The organism is Escherichia sp. E1130 (assembly GCF_005781065.1).
Taxonomy (GTDB): Bacteria; Pseudomonadota; Gammaproteobacteria; order Enterobacterales; family Enterobacteriaceae; genus Escherichia.
In genome coordinates this window covers 157594-175361 of record NZ_VATL01000004.1, presented here as the reverse complement: position 1 = coordinate 175361, position 17768 = coordinate 157594, and the positions used below count along the sequence as shown (strand labels likewise).

The following is a 17768-nucleotide window of genomic DNA, read 5'->3' as shown; positions in this document are numbered from 1 at the left end:
TGACAGGGAGTTCTTATGTCCGAAGATATCTTTGACGCCATCATCGTCGGTGCTGGGCTTGCCGGTTCGGTTGCCGCACTGGTGCTCGCCCGCGAAGGGGCGCAAGTGTTAGTTATCGAGCGTGGTAATTCCGCAGGTGCCAAGAACGTCACTGGCGGGCGTCTCTATGCCCACAGTCTGGAACACATTATTCCTGGTTTCGCCGACTCCGCCCCCGTAGAACGCCTGATCACCCATGAAAAACTCGCGTTTATGACGGAAAAGTCAGCGATGACCATGGACTACTGCAATGGTGATGAAACCTCGCCATCCCAGCGTTCTTACTCCGTTTTGCGCAGTAAATTTGATGCCTGGTTGATGGAGCAGGCCGAAGACGCGGGCGCGCAGTTAATTACCGGGATTCGCGTCGATAACCTCGTACAGCGCGATGGCAAAGTTGTCGGTGTAGAAGCCGATGGCGATGTGATTGAAGCGAAAACAGTGATCCTTGCTGATGGGGTGAATTCCATCCTTGCCGAAAAGCTGGGGATGGCAAAACGCGTTAAACCGACGGATGTGGCGGTTGGCGTGAAGGAACTGATCGAGTTACCGAAGTCGGTTATCGAAGACCGTTTTCAGTTGCAGGGTAATCAGGGTGCGGCTTGCCTGTTTGCGGGTTCCCCCACCGATGGCCTGATGGGCGGCGGCTTCCTTTATACCAATGAAAATACCCTGTCGCTGGGGCTGGTTTGTGGTCTGCATCATCTGCATGACGCAAAAAAATCGGTGCCGCAGATGCTGGAAGATTTCAAACAGCATCCGGCCGTTGCACCGCTGATCGCGGGCGGCAAGCTGGTGGAATATTCCGCTCACGTAGTGCCGGAAGCAGGCATCAACATGCTGCCGGAGCTGGTCGGTGATGGCGTATTGATTGCCGGTGATGCCGCCGGAATGTGTATGAACCTCGGTTTTACCATTCGCGGTATGGATCTGGCGATTGCCGCCGGGGAAGCCGCAGCAAAAACCGTGCTTTCAGCGATGAAAAACGACGATTTCAGTAAGCAGAAACTGGCGGAATATCGTCAGCATCTGGAGAGTGGCCCGCTGCGCGATATGCGCATGTACCAGAAACTACCGGCGTTCCTTGATAATCCACGCATGTTTAGCGGCTACCCGGAACTGGCGGTGGGCGTGGCGCGTGACCTGTTCACCATTGACGGCAGCGCGCCGGAACTGATGCGCAAGAAAATCCTCCGCCACGGCAAGAAGGTGGGCTTCATCAATCTGATCAAGGATGGCATGAAAGGAGTGACCGTTTTATGACTTCTCCCGTCAATGTGGACGTCAAACTGGGCGTCAATAAATTCAATGTCGATGAAGAGCATCCGCACATTGTTGTGAAGGCCGATGCCGATAAACAGGTGCTGGAGCTGCTGGTGAAAGCGTGCCCCGCAGGTCTGTACAAGAAGCAGGATGACGGCAGTGTGCGCTTTGATTACGCCGGATGTCTGGAGTGTGGCACCTGCCGCATTCTGGGGCTGGGGTCGGCGCTGGAACAGTGGGAATACCCGCGCGGTACCTTTGGTGTGGAGTTTCGTTACGGCTGATGTTGGTTTGATACGTAACGCCGTACTGACTCTCATTGCAAAAAAACAGGAATAACCCATGCAACCGTCCAGAAACTTTGACGATCTTAAATTTTCCTCTATTCACCGCCGCATTTTGCTGTGGGGAAGCGGGGGGCCGTTTCTGGATGGTTATGTACTGGTAATGATTGGCGTGGCACTGGAGCAACTGACTCCGGCGCTGAAACTGGACGCTGACTGGATTGGCTTGCTGGGCGCGGGAACGCTCGCCGGGCTGTTCATTGGCACATCGCTGTTTGGCTATATCTCCGATAAAGTCGGACGGCGCAAAATGTTCCTCATTGATATCATCGCCATCGGCGTGATATCGGTGGCGACGATGTTTGTCTCATCCCCCGTCGAACTGTTGGTGATGCGGGTACTCATCGGCATTGTTATCGGCGCAGATTATCCCATCGCCACCTCAATGATCACCGAGTTCTCCAGCACCCGTCAGCGGGCGTTTTCCATCAGCTTTATCGCCGCGATGTGGTATGTCGGCGCGACCTGTGCCGATCTGGTCGGCTACTGGCTTTATGATGTGGAAGGCGGCTGGCGCTGGATGCTGGGCAGCGCAGCGATCCCCTGTTTGTTGATTTTGATTGGTCGATTCGAACTGCCTGAATCTCCCCGCTGGTTGTTACGCAAAGGGCGAGTAAAAGAGTGCGAAGAGATGATGATCAAACTGTTTGGCGAACCGGTGGCTTTCGAGGAAGAGCAGCCGCAGCAAACCCGTTTTCGCGATCTGTTTAATCGCCGCCATTTTCCTTTTGTTCTGTTTGTTGCCGCCATCTGGACCTGCCAGGTGATCCCAATGTTCGCCATTTACACCTTTGGCCCGCAAATCGTTGGTTTGTTGGGATTGGGGGTTGGCAAAAACGCGGCGCTGGGGAATGTGGTGATTAGCCTGTTCTTTATGCTCGGCTGTATTCCGCCGATGCTGTGGTTAAACACTGCCGGACGGCGTCCATTGTTGATTGGCAGCTTTGCCATGATGACGCTGGCGCTGGCGGTTTTGGGGCTGATCCCGGATATGGGGATCTGGCTGGTAGTAATGGCTTTTGCGGTGTATGCCTTTTTCTCTGGCGGGCCAGGTAATTTGCAGTGGCTCTATCCTAATGAACTCTTCCCGACGGATATTCGTGCTTCAGCCGTGGGCGTGATTATGTCATTAAGCCGTATTGGCACCATTGTTTCGACCTGGGCGCTGCCAATCTTTATCAATAATTACGGCATCAGTAGCACCATGCTGATGGGGGCGGGGATCTCGCTATTTGGCTTGTTGATTTCCGTAGCGTTTGCCCCGGAAACACGTGGGATGTCACTGGCGCAGACCAGCAATATGACGATTCGCAGGCTGCGAGCGGGGTAATTTATTCAGATTTCTCTCTTTTCTGAATCAATATTATTGACTATAAGCCGCGTGAATATATGACTACACTTTGTGGGAAAACAAAGGCGTAAACACGCGGGCTAATAACTATGATCCTCATAATTTATGCGCATCCGTATCCGCATCATTCCCATGCGAATAAACGGATGCTTGAACAGGCAAGGACGCTGGAAGGCGTCGAAATTCGCTCTCTTTATCAACTCTATCCTGACTTCAATATCGATATCGCCGCCGAGCAGGAGGCGCTGTCTCGCGCCGATCTGATCGTCTGGCAGCACCCGATGCAGTGGTACAGCATTCCACCGCTCCTTAAACTTTGGATCGATAAAGTCTTCTCCCACGGCTGGGCTTACGGTCATGGCGGCACGGCGCTGCATGGCAAACATTTGCTGTGGGCGGTGACGACCGGCGGCGGGGAAAGCCATTTTGAGATTGGTGCGCATCCGGGCTTTGATGTGCTGTCGCAGCCGCTACAGGCGACGGCAATCTACTGCGGGCTGAACTGGCTGCCACCGTTTGCCATGCACTGCACCTTTATTTGTGATGACGAAACCCTCGAAGGGCAGGCGCGTCACTATAAACAACGTCTGCTGGAATGGCAGGAGGCACATCATGGATAGTCATACGCTGATTCAGGCGCTGATCTATCTTGGTTCGGCGGCGCTGATTGTACCCATTGCGGTACGCCTCGGTCTGGGATCTGTACTTGGCTATCTGATCGCTGGCTGCATTATTGGCCCGTGGGGGCTGCGACTGGTGACCGATGCCGAATCTATTCTGCACTTTGCTGAAATCGGCGTGGTGCTGATGCTGTTTATTATCGGCCTCGAACTCGATCCACAAAGGCTGTGGAAGCTGCGTGCGGCGGTGTTCGGCGGTGGCGCATTGCAGATGGTGATTTGCGGCGGCCTGCTGGGGCTGTTCTGCATGTTACTTGGGCTGCGCTGGCAGGTAGCGGAACTGATCGGCATGACGCTGGCGCTCTCCTCTACGGCGATTGCCATGCAGGCGATGAATGAGCGCAATCTGATGATGACGCAGATGGGCCGCAGTGCCTTTGCGGTGCTGCTGTTCCAGGATATCGCGGCGATCCCGCTGGTGGCGATGATCCCGCTACTGGCGGCGAGCAGTGCCTCGACGACGATGGGCGCATTTGCCCTGTCGGCGTTAAAAGTGGCGGGCGCGCTGGTGCTGGTGGTACTGCTGGGGCGCTATGTCACGCGTCCGGCGCTGCGTTTTGTTGCTCGCTCTGGCTTGCGGGAAGTGTTTAGTGCCGTGGCGTTATTCCTCGTGTTTGGCTTTGGTTTGCTGCTGGAAGAGGTCGGCTTGTCGATGGCGATGGGCGCGTTTCTGGCGGGCGTACTGCTGGCAAGCTCGGAATATCGTCATGCGCTGGAAAGCGATATCGAACCGTTTAAAGGTTTGCTGCTGGGGCTGTTTTTTATCGGTGTTGGCATGTCGATAGACTTTGGCACGCTGATTGAAAACCCATTGCGTATTGTTATTTTGCTGCTTGGTTTCCTTATCATCAAAATTGCCATGCTGTGGCTGATTGCCCGACCGTTGCAGGTGCCAAATAAACAGCGTCGCTGGTTTGCGGTGCTGTTAGGGCAGGGCAGTGAGTTTGCCTTTGTGGTATTTGGTGCAGCGCAAATGGCGAATGTGCTGGAGCCGGAGTGGGCGAAATCGCTGACTCTGGCGGTGGCGCTGTCGATGGCGGCAACGCCGATCCTGCTGGTGATCCTCAATCGCCTTGAGCAATCTTCTACTGAAGAGGCGCGTGAAGCCGATGAGATCGACGAAGAACAGCCGCGGGTAATCATTGCCGGATTCGGTCGTTTTGGGCAGATCACCGGGCGTTTACTGCTCTCCAGCGGGGTGAAAATGGTGGTGCTCGATCACGACCCGGACCATATCGAAACGCTGCGTAAATTCGGCATGAAAGTGTTTTACGGCGACGCCACGCGGATGGATTTACTGGAATCTGCCGGAGCGGCGAAAGCGGAAGTGCTGATTAACGCTATTGATGATCCGCAAACCAACCTGCAACTGACGGAGATGGTGAAAGAACATTTCCCGCATTTGCAGATTATTGCCCGCGCCCGTGATGTCGACCACTACATTCGTTTGCGTCAGGCAGGCGTTGAAAAGCCGGAGCGTGAAACCTTCGAAGGTGCGCTGAAAACCGGGCGTCTGGCGCTGGAAAGTTTAGGTCTGGGGCCGTATGAAGCGCGAGAACGCGCCGATGTGTTCCGCCGCTTTAATATTGAAATGGTGGAAGAGATGGCAATGGGCGAAAACGATACCAAAGCCCGCGCGGCGGTCTATAAACGCACCAGCGCGATGTTAAGCGAGATCATCACCGAGGACCGGGAACATCTGTCACTCATCCAACGGCATGGCTGGCAGGGTACTGAAGAGGGGAAACATACCGGTAATATGGCGGATGAACCGGAAACGAAACCCTTATCCTAATAAAGAGTGACGTAAATCACGCTTTACAGCTAACTATTTGTTTTTATTTCATTGTATTGCGGCGAGTCCACGAACAGATTATGGACTCGCCAGCAAAATAAAAATTTTCCTCAACATCATCCTCTCGCCAGTCGACGAAGGTTTACGCTTTACGTATAGTGACGACAATTTTTTTTATCGGGAAATTTCAATGATCAGTTTGATTGCGGCGCTAGCGGTAGATCGCGTTATTGGCATGGAAAACGCCATGCCGTGGAATCTGCCTGCCGATCTCGCCTGGTTTAAACGCAACACCTTAAATAAACCTGTGATTATGGGCCGCCATACCTGGGAATCCATCGGTCGCCCGCTACCTGGACGCAAAAATATTGTCATCAGCAGCCAGCCGGGTACGGACGAGCGCGTAACGTGGGTGAAGTCGGTGGATGAAGCCATTGCGGCGTGTGGTGACGTACCAGAAATTATGGTGATTGGCGGCGGTCGCGTTTATGAGCAGTTCCTGCCGAAAGCGCAAAAACTGTATTTGACGCATATCGACGCGGAAGTGGAAGGCGACACCCATTTCCCGGATTATGAGCCGGATGACTGGGAATCGGTATTCAGCGAATTCCACGACGCTGATGCGCAGAACTCTCACAGCTATTGCTTTGAGATTCTGGAGCGGCGGTAATTTTGTATAGAATTTACGGCTAGTGCCGGATTTGACGCCGGTTGCGTCTTATCCGGCCTTCCTGTATCAGGCTGTGTTTAAGACGCCGCCGCTTCGCCCAAATCCTTATGCCGGTTCGACGGCTGGACAAAATACTGTTTATCTTCCCAGCGCAGGCAGGTTAATGTACCACCCCAGCAGCAGCCGGTATCCAGCGCGTAAATACCTTCCGGCGTACCTTTGCCTTCCAGCGATGCCCAGTGACCAAAGGCGATGCTGTACTCTTCAGCGACAGGGCCAGGAATCGCAAACCACGGTTTCAGCGGGGCAGGGGCTTCTTCCGGCGATTCTTTGCTGTACATATCCAGTTGACCGTTTGGAAAGCAAAAGCGCATACGGGTAAAGGCGTTGGTGATAAAACGTAATCGCGCCAGACCACGCAAATCTGGTGACCAGTTGTTCGGCATATCGCCGTACATGGCATCGAGGAAGAAGGGGTAAGAGTCGCTTGACAGTACCGCTTCTACGTCACGTGCGCACTCTTTCGCGGTCGGTAAGTCCCACTGCGGCGTGATCCCCGCGTGGGCCATCACCAGCTTTTTCTCTTCATCGATTTGCAACAAAGGCTGACGACGTAGCCAGTTAAGCAGTTCATCGGCATCAGGCGCTTCCAGTAGCGGCGTGAGACGATCTTTTGGTTTGTTGCGGCTTATGCCTGAAAACACGGCCAGCAGATGCAGATCGTGATTGCCCAGCACCAGACGTACGCTGTCGCCTAAGGATTTCACATAGCGCAGAACATCAAGCGAACCAGGACCGCGCGCAACCAGATCGCCCGTCAGCCAGAGAGTATCTTTCCCAGGGGTAAATTCCACTTTATGCAGCAATGCGATCAGTTCATCGTAACAGCCATGAACATCGCCAATAAGGTATGTCGCCATAGTTTTTTAATGAATGAATATTGGAACGGCGAGTCGGAATACGGGAATGTCGATGATAAAGGGAACGCCGTTCTCATCAATCATTTCGTAGTGACCCTGCATGGTGCCCAGCGGCGTTTCGATAATCGCGCCGCTGGTATACTGGTACTCTTCGCCAGGCGCGATATGCGGTTGGACGCCCACCACACCTTCGCCCTGGACTTCTGTTTCACGGCCATTGCCGTTAGTGATCAGCCAGTAACGCCCCAACAACTGCACTGGCGCTCGCCCCAGATTGCGTATGGTTACGGTATAAGAAAAAACGTAACGTTCATTATCAGGTGAAGATTGTGCCTCAATATAGACGCTTTGAACCTGAATACACACTCGGGGCGAATTGATCATCGTTAACTCTCCTGCAAAGGCGCGTTCTCCGCCAGATAGTTCGCCATCTGGCAATATTGCGCGACAGAGATATTTTCCGCTCGCATCGCTGGGTCGATCCCCATTCCCGTTAACACATCGGCGCTAAACAAGTTGCCGAGGCTATTACGAATGGTTTTACGACGCTGGTTAAAGGCTTCAGTGGTGATACGACTCAGCACGCGAATATCTTTAACCGGATAAGGCATCGTCGTGTGCGGAACCAGACGTACGACGGCGGAATCCACTTTGGGTGGTGGTGTAAAGGCTGATGGCGGCACTTCCAGCACCGGGATCACGTTGCAATAGTATTGCGCCATGACGCTTAATCGACCATACGCCTTGCTGTTCGGTCCTGCAACCAGACGATTCACCACCTCTTTTTGCAACATAAAGTGCATGTCGGCAATGGCATCAGTATAGCTAAACAGATGGAACATTAACGGCGTGGAAATGTTATACGGCAGGTTGCCGAAAACACGCAGCGGCTGGCCCATTTTCTCTGCCAGTTCACCGAAGTTGAAGGTCATCGCATCCTGCTGATAAATCGTCAGTTTCGGGCCTAAGAACGGATGCGTTTGCAGGCGCGCTGCCAGATCACGGTCAAGTTCGATGACTGTCAGCTGGTCCAGTCGTTCGCCAACCGGTTCGGTTAAAGCTGCCAGACCGGGGCCGATTTCGACCATTGCCTGGCCCTTTTGCGGGTTAATGGCAGAAACAATACTGTCGATCACGAACTGATCGTTGAGAAAGTTTTGCCCGAAGCGTTTACGGGCTAAATGGCCCTGGTGGACTCGATTATTCATTGGGTATTAACAATCATTTTGATGGCGAGATTAAGCGCCGTAATAAAACTGCCGACATCGGCTTTGCCACGTCCCGCCAGTTCAAGCGCGGTGCCGTGGTCCACTGATGTGCGAATAAAGGGCAGGCCCAGCGTAATGTTCACACCGCGCCCGAAGCCCTGGTATTTTAGCACGGGAAGACCCTGATCGTGGTACATCGCCAGCACGGCGTCGGCGTTGTCGAGATATTTCGGCTGAAACAGGGTATCGGCAGGCAACGGCCCGTTGAGTTTCATCCCCTGCGACCGCAGTTCGTCGAGAACGGGAATGATGGTGTCTATCTCTTCCGTGCCCATATGACCGCCTTCGCCCGCGTGCGGATTCAGGCCACAGACCAGAATGTGCGGTTCGGCAATACCAAATTTGGTTCGTAAATCGTGATGCAAAATAGCAATCACTTCGTGCAGAAGCGCAGGGGTGATGGCGTCAGCAATATCGCGCAGCGGTAAATGCGTTGTTGCCAGCGCCACGCGAAGTTCTTCGGTTGCCAGCATCATCACCACTTTTTTCGCCTGTGAACGCTCTTCGAAAAACTCGGTATGACCGCTAAACGGAATGCCTGCGTCGTTGATAACGCCTTTATGCACCGGACCTGTGATCAGCGCGGCAAATTCGCCGTTAAGGCAACCGTCGCACGCGCGTGCCAGCGTCTCCACCACATAATGCCCATTCTCAACTGCTAATTGTCCCGCAGTGGCAGGTACACGTAGTGCAATGGGAAGTAGCGTCAGCGTTCCCGCAGATTGCGGTTGCGCAGGGGAGTCGGGGGAATAAGGGCGGAGGTTAAGCGGTAAACCGAGCATCGCTGCCCGGTCGGTAAGGAGAGTGGCATCGGCACAAACAACCAGTTCTACTGGCCACTCTCGCTGTGCAAGCCGGACAACTAAGTCCGGGCCAATCCCGGCGGGTTCGCCGGGAGTGATCACAACACGTTGGGGTTTAACCATTAGTTGCTCAAAATTTTCACATAAGCGCTGGCGCGTTGTTCCTGCATCCAGCTTGCTGCTTCTTCCGAGAACTTACGGTTCATCAGCATGCGGTATGCACGATCTTTTTGCGCCGCATCGGTTTTATCGACGTTACGGGTGTCCAGCAGTTCGATTAAATGCCAGCCGAATGAAGAGTGAACTGGTGCACTCATTTGACCTTTATTCATGCGGGTCAACGCATCACGGAAGGCTGGATCGAAAATATCTGGCGTAGCCCAACCGAGATCGCCGCCCTGATTTGCAGAGCCAGGATCCTGAGAGAACTCTTTTGCTGCGGCAGCAAATGTGGTTTTACCGCTCTTGATATCCGCAGCAATTTGTTCCAGTTTCACGCGGGCCTGTTCGTCAGTCATGATAGGCGACGGTTTCAGCAGAATATGGCGAGCATGAACTTCGGTCACCGAGATATTTTTGCTTTCGCCGCGCAGGTCGTTAACTTTCAGAATGTGGAAGCCAACGCCGGAACGAATTGGGCCAACAATGTCGCCTTTCTTCGCGGTGCTTAATGCCTGGGCGAAGATCCCCGGCAGCTCCTGAATGCGACCCCAGCCCATTTGGCCGCCATTCAGCGCTTGCTGATCGGCAGAGTGAGCGATAGCCAGTTTGCCGAAGTCTGCACCGTTACGTGCCTGATCGACAATGGCACGCGCCTGAGTTTCTGCCTCATTCACCTGTTCAGAAGACGGGTTTTCCGGCAGCGGGATCAGGATGTGGCTTAAGTTCAGTTCAGTGCTGGCATCATTTTGATTACCGACTTGCTGCGCCAGAGCTTCAACTTCCTGTGGCAGGATAGTGATGCGACGACGCACTTCGTTGTTGCGCACTTCCGAGATAATCATCTCTTTGCGGATCTGATTACGATAGGTGTTGTAGTTCAAACCATCGTAAGCCAGACGGCTGCGCATCTGATCCAGCGTCATGTTGTTCTGTTTGGCAATGTTGGCAATCGCCTGATCAAGCTGCTCATCGGAGATTTTAACCCCCATTTTCTGCCCCATCTGCAGGAGGATTTGATCCATGATCAAACGTTCCATGATTTGGTGGCGCAGCGTAGCGTCATCAGGAAGTTGCTGCCTTGCCTGGGCAGCGTTCATTTTTACCGACTGCATTAATCCATCAACGTCGCTTTCCAGCACGACGCCGTTATTGACGACGGCTGCGACTTTATCGACTACCTGGGGGGCAGCGAAACTGGTATTCGCAATCATGGCGATACCGAGAAGCAGCGTTTTCCAGTTCTTCATACTTTTTCCATTTCAATTAACCGCACTGCGGATTACGTGGTAAATCAACAAATCACAAAGAGTTTTGATACGGCAGAATGTTCGAACGCAGCATCTCTTGCGTACCCAGACCGTAGTTGGAACTCAGGCCGCGAAGTTCGATGTTAAAGCCGATTGCGTTGTCATATATCGCATGTTGTTTATCGTTATCCCAACCGTTCAGCTTACGCTCATAACCGACGCGGATCGCATAGCAGCAGGAGCTGTATTGCACACCTAACATTGAGTCGGCTTGCTTGTTCGCGTTGGTGTCGTAGTAGTACGCCCCGACAATCGACCAACGATCGGCGATTGGCCAGCTAGCGACTGCACCCACCTGCGAAATGCCATTCTTATACTGCTCGGCAGTGGAATAGTATTTAGGCAGCGTAGCCTGAATATATTCCGGGCTGGCGTAGCGGTAGTTCAGCTGTACCAGACGGTCTTCATCCCGACGGTATTCAATGCTGGTGTTGCTGGTGGCTACGTTATCCAGACGAGTATCGTACTGAATGCCGCCACGCAATCCCCAGCGTTCGGAGATGCGCCAGTAGGTATCGCCTGCCCATACCAGTGAGCCCGTTTTGTCGTCATTCTCCCATGTTATGTTGTCATCGCCGGTGCGAGACTCCGTGAAATAGTAGATTTGACCAACGGAAATATTAAAACGTTCAACGGCTGCATCATCATATACGCGAGTTGTGATACCGGTCGTGACCTGGTTCGCGGAAGCAATACGGTCAAGACCGCCATAAGTCCGGTCCCGGAACAGGCCCGAGTAGTCGGATTGCAGCAATGAGGAGTCATAGTTATAGATGTCGCTCTGATCGCGATACGGCACATACAGGTATTGTGCGCGCGGCTCCAGCGTCTGGGTGTAACCCGGCGCCAGCATTTCCATATCACGTTCGAAGACCATTTTGCCGTCAACTTTAAATTGCGGCATTACGCGGTTAACAGAATCTGCCAACTTATTGTTTTGTGGGTTGCTGTTATACCAGTCGAGATTGGTCTGCTGATAATGGGTAGCCAGCAGCTTCGCTTCGGTATTGATACTGCCCCAGGTGTTAGATAACGGCAGGTTGATCGTCGGCTCCAGATGAACGCGAGTAGCCTCCGGCATATTGCTGTTTGTATTAACAAAATGCACTGCCTGACCATAAATACGGGTATCAAACGGGCCGAGATCGTTATGGTAGTAGTTGACGTCTAACTGTGGTTCAGCGGCATAGCTGTTGCCACTGGTATCATCAAAAACCTGGAATTGTTTCGTCGAAAGCGTGGCGTCAAAGTTCTGCACCGCATAGCCCACGCTGAATTTTTGCGTGGCGTAACCATCGGTACTGGAACCATATTTATTATCAAAATCATTGAAATAGGTCGGGTCGCTGACTTTGGTGTAGTCGATGTTAAAGCGCCAAACTTGGTCCATCACTCCGGAGTGTTGCCAGTAGAACAACCAACGGCGTGAATTGCTATCTTCTGGATGTTCATCTTCATAGACTTTATCCGAAGGCAGATAGTCCAGTTCCATCAAGCCTGCGCCGGCCTGGGTGAGATAACGGAATTCGTTTTCCCACATAATGTTGCCACGACGATGCATATAATGCGGCGTGATGGTGGCATCCATATTTGGCGCGATGTTCCAGTAATACGGCAGGTAGAACTCAAAGTAGTTGGTGGTGGTGTACTTGGCGTTCGGGATCAAGAAACCAGAACGGCGTTTGTCACCCACCGGCAACTGTAAATAGGGGCTGTAAAAGATCGGAACCGGACCCACTTTAAAACGGGCGTTCCAGATCTCCGCGACTTGTTCTTCGCGGTCATGAATAATTTCGCTACCCTCCACGCTCCAGGTATCAGAACCCGGCAGACAGGAGGTAAAAGTACCGTTATCCAGGATGGTGTAGCGGTTTTCGCCACGCTGTTTCATCAGGTCTGCTTTACCGCGCCCCTGACGCCCCACCATCTGATAATCACCTTCCCAGACGTTGGTGTCTTTGGTGTTCAGATTCGTCCAGCCTTTTGGCCCTTTGAGGATCACCTGGTTATCGTCGTAATGGACATTACCGAGCGCATCGACGGTACGTATCGGCTCCGGTTGTCCTGGCGCCTCTTTTTGATGAAGCTGTACTTCATCGGCCTGCAGACGGCTGTTACCCTGCATGATATCCACGCTGCCGCTAAACACGGCGTCATCGGGGTAGTTCCCCTTTGCATGGTCAGCATTAATCGTCACGGGTAGGTCATTGGTATCGCCCTGTACCAGAGGACGGTCATAGCTTGGCACGCCCAACATGCACTGTGAGGCGAGGTCGGCTGCCAGTCCCTGTTGACTATAAAGGGCGGTGGCAATCATGGTGGCCAGGAGAGTGGGGATACGTTTTTTCATACGTTGATTTTATTGTTCCATCATCGGTAACGTTGCGCGTGACAAACGGTCAGAGACTAACGTACTCGTCATCTCTACGCTAGTGTTAATCCTGTCCGAATAGCGTCTGTGGTGTTAGGCACGGCATTGAATGACAGGTATGATAATGCAAATTATAGGCGATGTCCCACAATTGACCGCAGCCGGAAAACGGTAAAAGCACCTTTATATTGTGGGAGATAGCGCTGGTTTCCGTAAGTCCATTTGGGGAATATATGCAGTATTGGGGAAAAATCATTGGCGTGGCCGTGGCCTTACTGATGGGCGGCGGCTTTTGGGGCGTAGTGTTAGGCCTGTTAATTGGCCATATGTTTGATAAAGCCCGTAGCCGCAAGATGGCGTGGTTCGCCAACCAGCGCGAGCGTCAGGCGCTGTTTTTTGCCACCACTTTTGAAGTGATGGGGCATTTAACCAAATCCAAAGGTCGCGTTACCGAGGCTGATATTCATATCGCCAGCCAGCTGATGGAGCGAATGAATCTGCATGGTGCTTCCCGTACTGCGGCGCAAAATGCGTTCCGGGTGGGAAAATCAGACAATTACCCACTGCGCGAAAAGATGCGTCAGTTCCGCAGTGTCTGCTTCGGGCGTTTTGATTTAATTCGTATGTTTCTGGAGATCCAGATTCAGGCGGCGTTTGCTGATGGTTCGCTGCATCCAAATGAGCGAGCGGTGCTGTATGTCATTGCTGAAGAATTAGGGATCTCCCGCGCCCAGTTTGATCAGTTTCTGCGCATGATGCAGGGCGGTGCACAGTTTGGCGGCGGTTATCAGCAGCAGTCCGGCGGTGGTAACTGGCAGCAAGCGCAGCGTGGCCCGACGCTGGAAGATGCCTGTAATGTGCTGGGCGTGAAGCCAACGGATGAGGCGACCACCATTAAACGCGCCTACCGTAAGCTGATGAGTGAACACCATCCGGATAAGCTGGTGGCGAAAGGTTTGCCGCCTGAGATGATGGAGATGGCGAAGCAGAAAGCACAGGAAATTCAGCAGGCGTATGAGCTGATTAAGCAGCAGAAAGGATTTAAATAAGTTTCAAAGTGTAGGCCTGATAAGACGCGGCCCGCGTCGCATCAGGCAATCGGCGCAAAATTGCCGGATGTGGCGTGAGCGCCTTCTCCGGCCTACCGAACTTCGCCAGCGTGACGATTAAAAATCCGCTGGCGCTTTAAACGTCATACTATTGCCATATGCCGGATGGGTAATCGTCAACATCTCTGCATGTAGCAACAAACGCGGTGCCATTGCTCTCGCTTCTGGTGAAGCATAAAAACGATCGCCGAGAATCGGATGACCCAGCGCCAGCATATGCACACGCAATTGATGTGAACGCCCGGTAATCGGCTTTAACACCACTCTTGCCGTGTTATCCGCCGCATACTCCACCACTTCATACTCCGTCTGCGCAGGTTTACCCGTTTCGTAACAGACTTTCTGTTTCGGGCGGTTTGGCCAGTCGCAAATCAGCGGCAGATCCACCAGACCTTCTGCGGGGGATGGATGCCCCCAGACGCGGGCCACATACTGCTTTTTCGGCTCGCGCTCGCGGAACTGACGTTTTAATTCCCGCTCCGCGGCTTTGGTCAGCGCCACTACAATCACCCCGCTGGTAGCCATATCCAGACGATGCACCGATTCTGCCTGCGGATAATCACGCTGAATGCGCGTCATCACGCTGTCTTTGTGCTCTTCCAGACGACCCGGTACAGACAACAAACCGCTCGGCTTGTTGACCACCATAATGTGGTCATCCTGATACAGGATAACCAGCCAGGGTTCCTGCGGTGGATTGTAGTTTTCCATCCCCATTTTCGGCTCCGTTACTGATGCGTCACAACGATCAAACGCAGGGCATCCAGACGCCAGCCTGCCTGATCCAGGCTTTCCATTACCTGCTGACGGTTGCTTTCAATGGCGGTCAGTTCGTCGTCACGAATGTTCGGGTTCACCGCACGCAGCGCTTCCAGACGAGACAGCTCGGCAGACAGTTTTTCGTCGGCTTCGTTACGCGCCGCATCAATCAATGCACGGGCAGATTTCTCGATCTGCGCTTCACCCAGCTGAAGGATAGCGTGAACATCCTGCTGCACGGCGTTAACCAGTTTGCTGCCGGTGTGACGGTTAACCGCGTTAAGCTGACGGTTAAAGGTTTCAAACTCAACCTGCGCTGCCAGGTTGTTGCCGTTTTTATCCAGCAGCATACGTACCGGTGTCGGCGGCAGGAAGCGGTTAAGCTGCAACTGCTTCGGCGCCTGGGCTTCAACCACGTAAATCAGCTCTACCAACAGTGTACCTACCGGCAATGCTTTGTTTTTCAACAGTGAAATCGTGCTGCTACCAGTATCGCCAGAGAGGATCAGATCCAGACCGTTGCGGATCAGCGGATGCTCCCAGGTAATAAACTGCGCATCTTCACGCGCCAGCGCCACTTCACGATCAAAGGTGATGGTGATGCCATCTTCCGACAGACCAGGGAAGTCCGGCACCAGCATATGATCGGACGGCGTCAGCACGATCATGTTGTCGCCGCGATCGTCCTGATTGATACCGATGATATCGAACAGGTTCATGGCGAAGGCGATCAGGTTGGTATCGTCATCCTGCTCTTCAATGCTTTCTGCCAGTGCCTGGGCTTTTTCGCCACCGTTGGAATGGATTTCCAGCAGGCGGTCACGCCCCTGTTCCAGCTGTGCTTTCAGCGCTTCATGCTGCTCGCGGCAGTTTTTGATCAGATCGTCAAAGCCTTCGGTTTGATCCGGTGAAGCCAGATAGTTAATCAGATCGTTGTATACGCTATCGTAAATAGTGCGTCCGGTCGGGCAGGTGTGCTCGAACGCATCCAGACCTTCGTGATACCAGCGCACCAGCACTGACTGAGCGGTTTTTTCCAGATAAGGCACATGGATCTGAATATCGTGCGCCTGGCCGATACGATCCAGACGACCAATACGCTGCTCCAGCAGATCCGGGTTGAACGGCAGATCGAACATTACCATGTGGCTGGCGAACTGGAAGTTACGTCCTTCAGAACCGATTTCCGAGCACAGCAGTACCTGCGCACCGGTGTCTTCTTCAGCAAACCAGGCGGCAGCGCGGTCACGTTCGATAATCGACATGCCTTCGTGGAACACCGCGGCGCGAATACCTTCACGTTCGCGCAGTACCTGCTCCAGTTGCAGCGCAGTGGCCGCTTTGGCGCAGATCACCAGCACTTTCTGAGAGCGATGGCTGGTCAGGTAGCCCATCAGCCACTCAACGCGCGGATCGAAGTTCCACCAGGTGGCGTTATCGCCTTCAAATTCCTGATAAATACGCTCCGGGTAGAGCATATCGCGAGCGCGATCTTCCGCACTTTTACGTGCGCCCATAATGCCGGAGACTTTAATAGCCGTCTGATACTGCGTCGGCAGCGGCAGCTTAATAGTGTGCAGCTCGCGTTTCGGGAAGCCTTTCACACCGTTACGCGTGTTACGGAACAGCACGCGGCTGGTGCCGTGGCGATCCATCAGCATCGAAACCAGTTCCTGACGGGCGCTCTGTGCATCTTCGCTGTCGCTGTTTGCTGCTTGCAACAGCGGCTCGATATCCTGCTCGCCGATCATCTCGCCGAGCATGTTCAGTTCGTCATTGCTCAGTTTGTTACCTGCCAGCAGCATGGCAACGGCGTCTGCAACCGGACGATAATTTTTCTGCTCTTCAACGAACTGCGCGAAATCGTGGAAACGGTTCGGGTCCAGCAGACGCAGACGGGCGAAGTGGCTTTCCATTCCCAGCTGTTCCGGGGTTGCGGTCAGCAGCAGAACGCCCGGCACGTGCTCTGCCAGTTGTTCAATAGCCTGATATTCGCGGCTCGGCGCGTCTTCGCTCCACACCAGGTGATGCGCTTCATCGACCACCAGCAGGTCCCATTCGGCTTCACAGAGGTGTTCCAGACGCTGTTTGCTACGACGGGCAAAATCCAGTGAGCAAATCACCAGCTGTTCGGTGTCGAACGGGTTGTAAGCATCGTGCTGAGCTTCGGCATAACGCTCATCATCAAATAGCGCAAAGCGCAGGTTGAAACGGCGCAGCATTTCCACCAGCCACTGATGCTGTAAAGTTTCCGGTACGATAATCAGCACACGTTCAGCAGCGCCAGAGAGCAACTGCTGATGCAGGATCATCCCGGCTTCAATGGTTTTCCCTAAACCCACTTCGTCAGCCAGCAGAACGCGCGGCGCGTGGCGGCGACCAACATCATGAGCGATGTTGAGCTGGTGCGGGATCAGACTGGTACGCTGACCGCGCAGGCCGCTGTACGGCATACGGAACTGTTCGCTGGAATACTTACGCGCGCGATAACGCAGCGCAAAGCGGTCCATACGGTCAATCTGCCCGGCAAACAGACGGTCCTGCGGTTTGCTGAACACCAGTTTGCTATCAAGGAAAACTTCACGCAGGGCCACGCCGGACTCTTCAGTATCCAGGCGAGTACCGATATAGGTCAGCAAGCCATTTTCTTCTTTTACTTCTTCGACTTGCATCTGCCAGCCGTCATGGCTGGTAATGGTATCACCAGGGTTGAACATCACGCGGGTCACGGGGGAATCACTGCGTGCGTACAGACGGTTTTCACCAGTAGATGGGAAAAGTAATGTGACAGTTCGCGCATCCACCGCGACAACGGTTCCAAGTCCTAATTCGCTTTCTGTATCGCTGATCCAGCGTTGACCAAGTGTAAAAGGCATATGTGTTTGGCTCTATATCTTTAATTGCAGGCAATAACTACCCGCTACCAG

At 53.4% G+C, this 17768-nt stretch carries 15 protein-coding genes; 7 read left to right on the top strand and 8 right to left on the bottom strand.

Translation table 11 applies throughout. The features are described from left to right. The first annotated feature begins 15 nt into the window (after window positions 1-15). From FEK66_RS03605 to folA, 6 genes are all read left to right on the top strand, one after another. Entirely contained in the window at window positions 16-1302 is a 1287-nt protein-coding gene (locus FEK66_RS03605; protein WP_135493446.1) for an FAD-dependent oxidoreductase, read from the top strand. Then, window positions 1299-1586: a ferredoxin-like protein FixX gene (gene fixX, locus FEK66_RS03600; protein WP_000203747.1), complete on the top strand. Its 288-nt coding sequence runs from the start codon at window positions 1299-1301 to the stop codon at window positions 1584-1586. The genes FEK66_RS03605 and fixX overlap by 4 nt, the downstream gene beginning before the upstream one ends. A 58-nt stretch (window positions 1587-1644) precedes the next feature. Next, window positions 1645-2976: an MFS transporter gene (locus FEK66_RS03595; RefSeq protein WP_135493447.1), complete on the top strand. Its 1332-nt coding sequence runs from the start codon at window positions 1645-1647 to the stop codon at window positions 2974-2976. A 110-nt stretch (window positions 2977-3086) separates the two neighbouring features. After that, window positions 3087-3617: a glutathione-regulated potassium-efflux system oxidoreductase KefF gene (kefF, locus tag FEK66_RS03590; RefSeq protein ID WP_000600725.1), complete on the top strand. Its 531-nt coding sequence runs from the start codon at window positions 3087-3089 to the stop codon at window positions 3615-3617. Continuing rightward, the gene (kefC, locus tag FEK66_RS03585) at window positions 3610-5472 is read left to right on the top strand and encodes a glutathione-regulated potassium-efflux system protein KefC (protein WP_131161263.1); all 1863 of its coding nucleotides are present in this window, start codon (window positions 3610-3612) and stop codon (window positions 5470-5472) included. The genes kefF and kefC overlap by 8 nt, the downstream gene beginning before the upstream one ends. Before the next feature lie 190 nt (window positions 5473-5662). Then, the gene (gene folA / locus FEK66_RS03580) at window positions 5663-6142 is read left to right on the top strand and encodes a type 3 dihydrofolate reductase (protein WP_135409456.1); all 480 of its coding nucleotides are present in this window, start codon (window positions 5663-5665) and stop codon (window positions 6140-6142) included. Window positions 6143-6219: 77 nt separating this feature from the next. On the opposite strand, the gene apaH is transcribed toward folA, so the two are convergent. From apaH to lptD, 6 genes are read right to left on the bottom strand one after another with little or no spacing between them, the layout of a single operon-like run. Further along, complete coding sequence (apaH, locus tag FEK66_RS03575) at window positions 6220-7062, bottom strand: bis(5'-nucleosyl)-tetraphosphatase (symmetrical) ApaH (protein WP_130204871.1); 843 nt, start codon at window positions 7060-7062, stop codon at window positions 6220-6222. Between the two features lie 6 nt (window positions 7063-7068). Then, window positions 7069-7446: a Co2+/Mg2+ efflux protein ApaG gene (gene apaG, locus FEK66_RS03570; RefSeq protein WP_130204873.1), complete on the bottom strand. Its 378-nt coding sequence runs from the start codon at window positions 7444-7446 to the stop codon at window positions 7069-7071. A gap of 2 nt (window positions 7447-7448) precedes the next feature. Beyond that, the gene (gene rsmA, locus FEK66_RS03565; RefSeq protein WP_130204875.1) at window positions 7449-8270 is read right to left on the bottom strand and encodes a 16S rRNA (adenine(1518)-N(6)/adenine(1519)-N(6))-dimethyltransferase RsmA; all 822 of its coding nucleotides are present in this window, start codon (window positions 8268-8270) and stop codon (window positions 7449-7451) included. Then, window positions 8267-9256 (bottom strand): 4-hydroxythreonine-4-phosphate dehydrogenase PdxA, encoded by a 990-nt coding sequence (gene pdxA / locus FEK66_RS03560; protein WP_138211412.1) that lies wholly within the window; start codon window positions 9254-9256, stop codon window positions 8267-8269. The genes rsmA and pdxA overlap by 4 nt, the downstream gene beginning before the upstream one ends. Continuing rightward, complete coding sequence (gene surA, locus FEK66_RS03555) at window positions 9256-10542, bottom strand: peptidylprolyl isomerase SurA (protein WP_105289210.1); 1287 nt, start codon at window positions 10540-10542, stop codon at window positions 9256-9258. The genes pdxA and surA overlap by 1 nt, the downstream gene beginning before the upstream one ends. Window positions 10543-10594: 52 nt before the next feature. Then, window positions 10595-12952 carry an LPS assembly protein LptD gene (gene lptD / locus FEK66_RS03550; protein ID WP_135493448.1) on the bottom strand — a complete coding sequence of 786 codons (2358 nt, stop codon included), beginning with the start codon at window positions 12950-12952 and terminating at the stop codon, window positions 10595-10597. 254 nt (window positions 12953-13206) lie between these two features. On the opposite strand from lptD, the gene djlA reads away from it, so the two are divergent. Then, window positions 13207-14022, top strand: a complete 816-nt coding sequence (djlA, locus tag FEK66_RS03545; RefSeq protein WP_130204881.1) for a co-chaperone DjlA — start codon at window positions 13207-13209, stop codon at window positions 14020-14022. A gap of 117 nt (window positions 14023-14139) precedes the next feature. Here djlA and rluA read toward each other — a convergent pair whose 3' ends face one another. Together rluA and rapA are read right to left on the bottom strand one after the other, a co-directional pair. Further along, window positions 14140-14799, bottom strand: coding sequence for a bifunctional tRNA pseudouridine(32) synthase/23S rRNA pseudouridine(746) synthase RluA (rluA, locus tag FEK66_RS03540; protein WP_000525176.1), 660 nt, complete (start codon window positions 14797-14799; stop codon window positions 14140-14142). Between the two features lie 11 nt (window positions 14800-14810). Continuing rightward, window positions 14811-17717, bottom strand: coding sequence for an RNA polymerase-associated protein RapA (gene rapA / locus FEK66_RS03535; RefSeq protein WP_001117011.1), 2907 nt, complete (start codon window positions 17715-17717; stop codon window positions 14811-14813). Between the last annotated feature and the right edge of the window lie 51 nt (window positions 17718-17768).

Excerpts from the sequence above, each read along its gene's own strand:
- kefC (WP_131161263.1), top strand. The coding sequence starts at position 3,610 with ATGGATAGTCATACGCTGATTCAGGCGCTGATCTATCTTGGTTCGGCG.
- pdxA (WP_138211412.1), bottom strand. The coding sequence starts at position 9,256 with ATGGTTAAACCCCAACGTGTTGTGATCACTCCCGGCGAACCCGCCGGG.
- djlA (WP_130204881.1), top strand. The coding sequence starts at position 13,207 with ATGCAGTATTGGGGAAAAATCATTGGCGTGGCCGTGGCCTTACTGATG.
- fixX (WP_000203747.1), top strand. The coding sequence starts at position 1,299 with ATGACTTCTCCCGTCAATGTGGACGTCAAACTGGGCGTCAATAAATTC.
- surA (WP_105289210.1), bottom strand. The coding sequence starts at position 10,542 with ATGAAGAACTGGAAAACGCTGCTTCTCGGTATCGCCATGATTGCGAAT.
- folA (WP_135409456.1), top strand. The coding sequence starts at position 5,663 with ATGATCAGTTTGATTGCGGCGCTAGCGGTAGATCGCGTTATTGGCATG.
- kefF (WP_000600725.1), top strand. The coding sequence starts at position 3,087 with ATGATCCTCATAATTTATGCGCATCCGTATCCGCATCATTCCCATGCG.
- rsmA (WP_130204875.1), bottom strand. The coding sequence starts at position 8,270 with ATGAATAATCGAGTCCACCAGGGCCATTTAGCCCGTAAACGCTTCGGG.
- rapA (WP_001117011.1), bottom strand. The coding sequence starts at position 17,717 with ATGCCTTTTACACTTGGTCAACGCTGGATCAGCGATACAGAAAGCGAA.
- apaH (WP_130204871.1), bottom strand. The coding sequence starts at position 7,062 with ATGGCGACATACCTTATTGGCGATGTTCATGGCTGTTACGATGAACTG.
- apaG (WP_130204873.1), bottom strand. The coding sequence starts at position 7,446 with ATGATCAATTCGCCCCGAGTGTGTATTCAGGTTCAAAGCGTCTATATT.
- rluA (WP_000525176.1), bottom strand. The coding sequence starts at position 14,799 with ATGGGGATGGAAAACTACAATCCACCGCAGGAACCCTGGCTGGTTATC.
- FEK66_RS03605 (WP_135493446.1), top strand. The coding sequence starts at position 16 with ATGTCCGAAGATATCTTTGACGCCATCATCGTCGGTGCTGGGCTTGCC.
- lptD (WP_135493448.1), bottom strand. The coding sequence starts at position 12,952 with ATGAAAAAACGTATCCCCACTCTCCTGGCCACCATGATTGCCACCGCC.
- FEK66_RS03595 (WP_135493447.1), top strand. The coding sequence starts at position 1,645 with ATGCAACCGTCCAGAAACTTTGACGATCTTAAATTTTCCTCTATTCAC.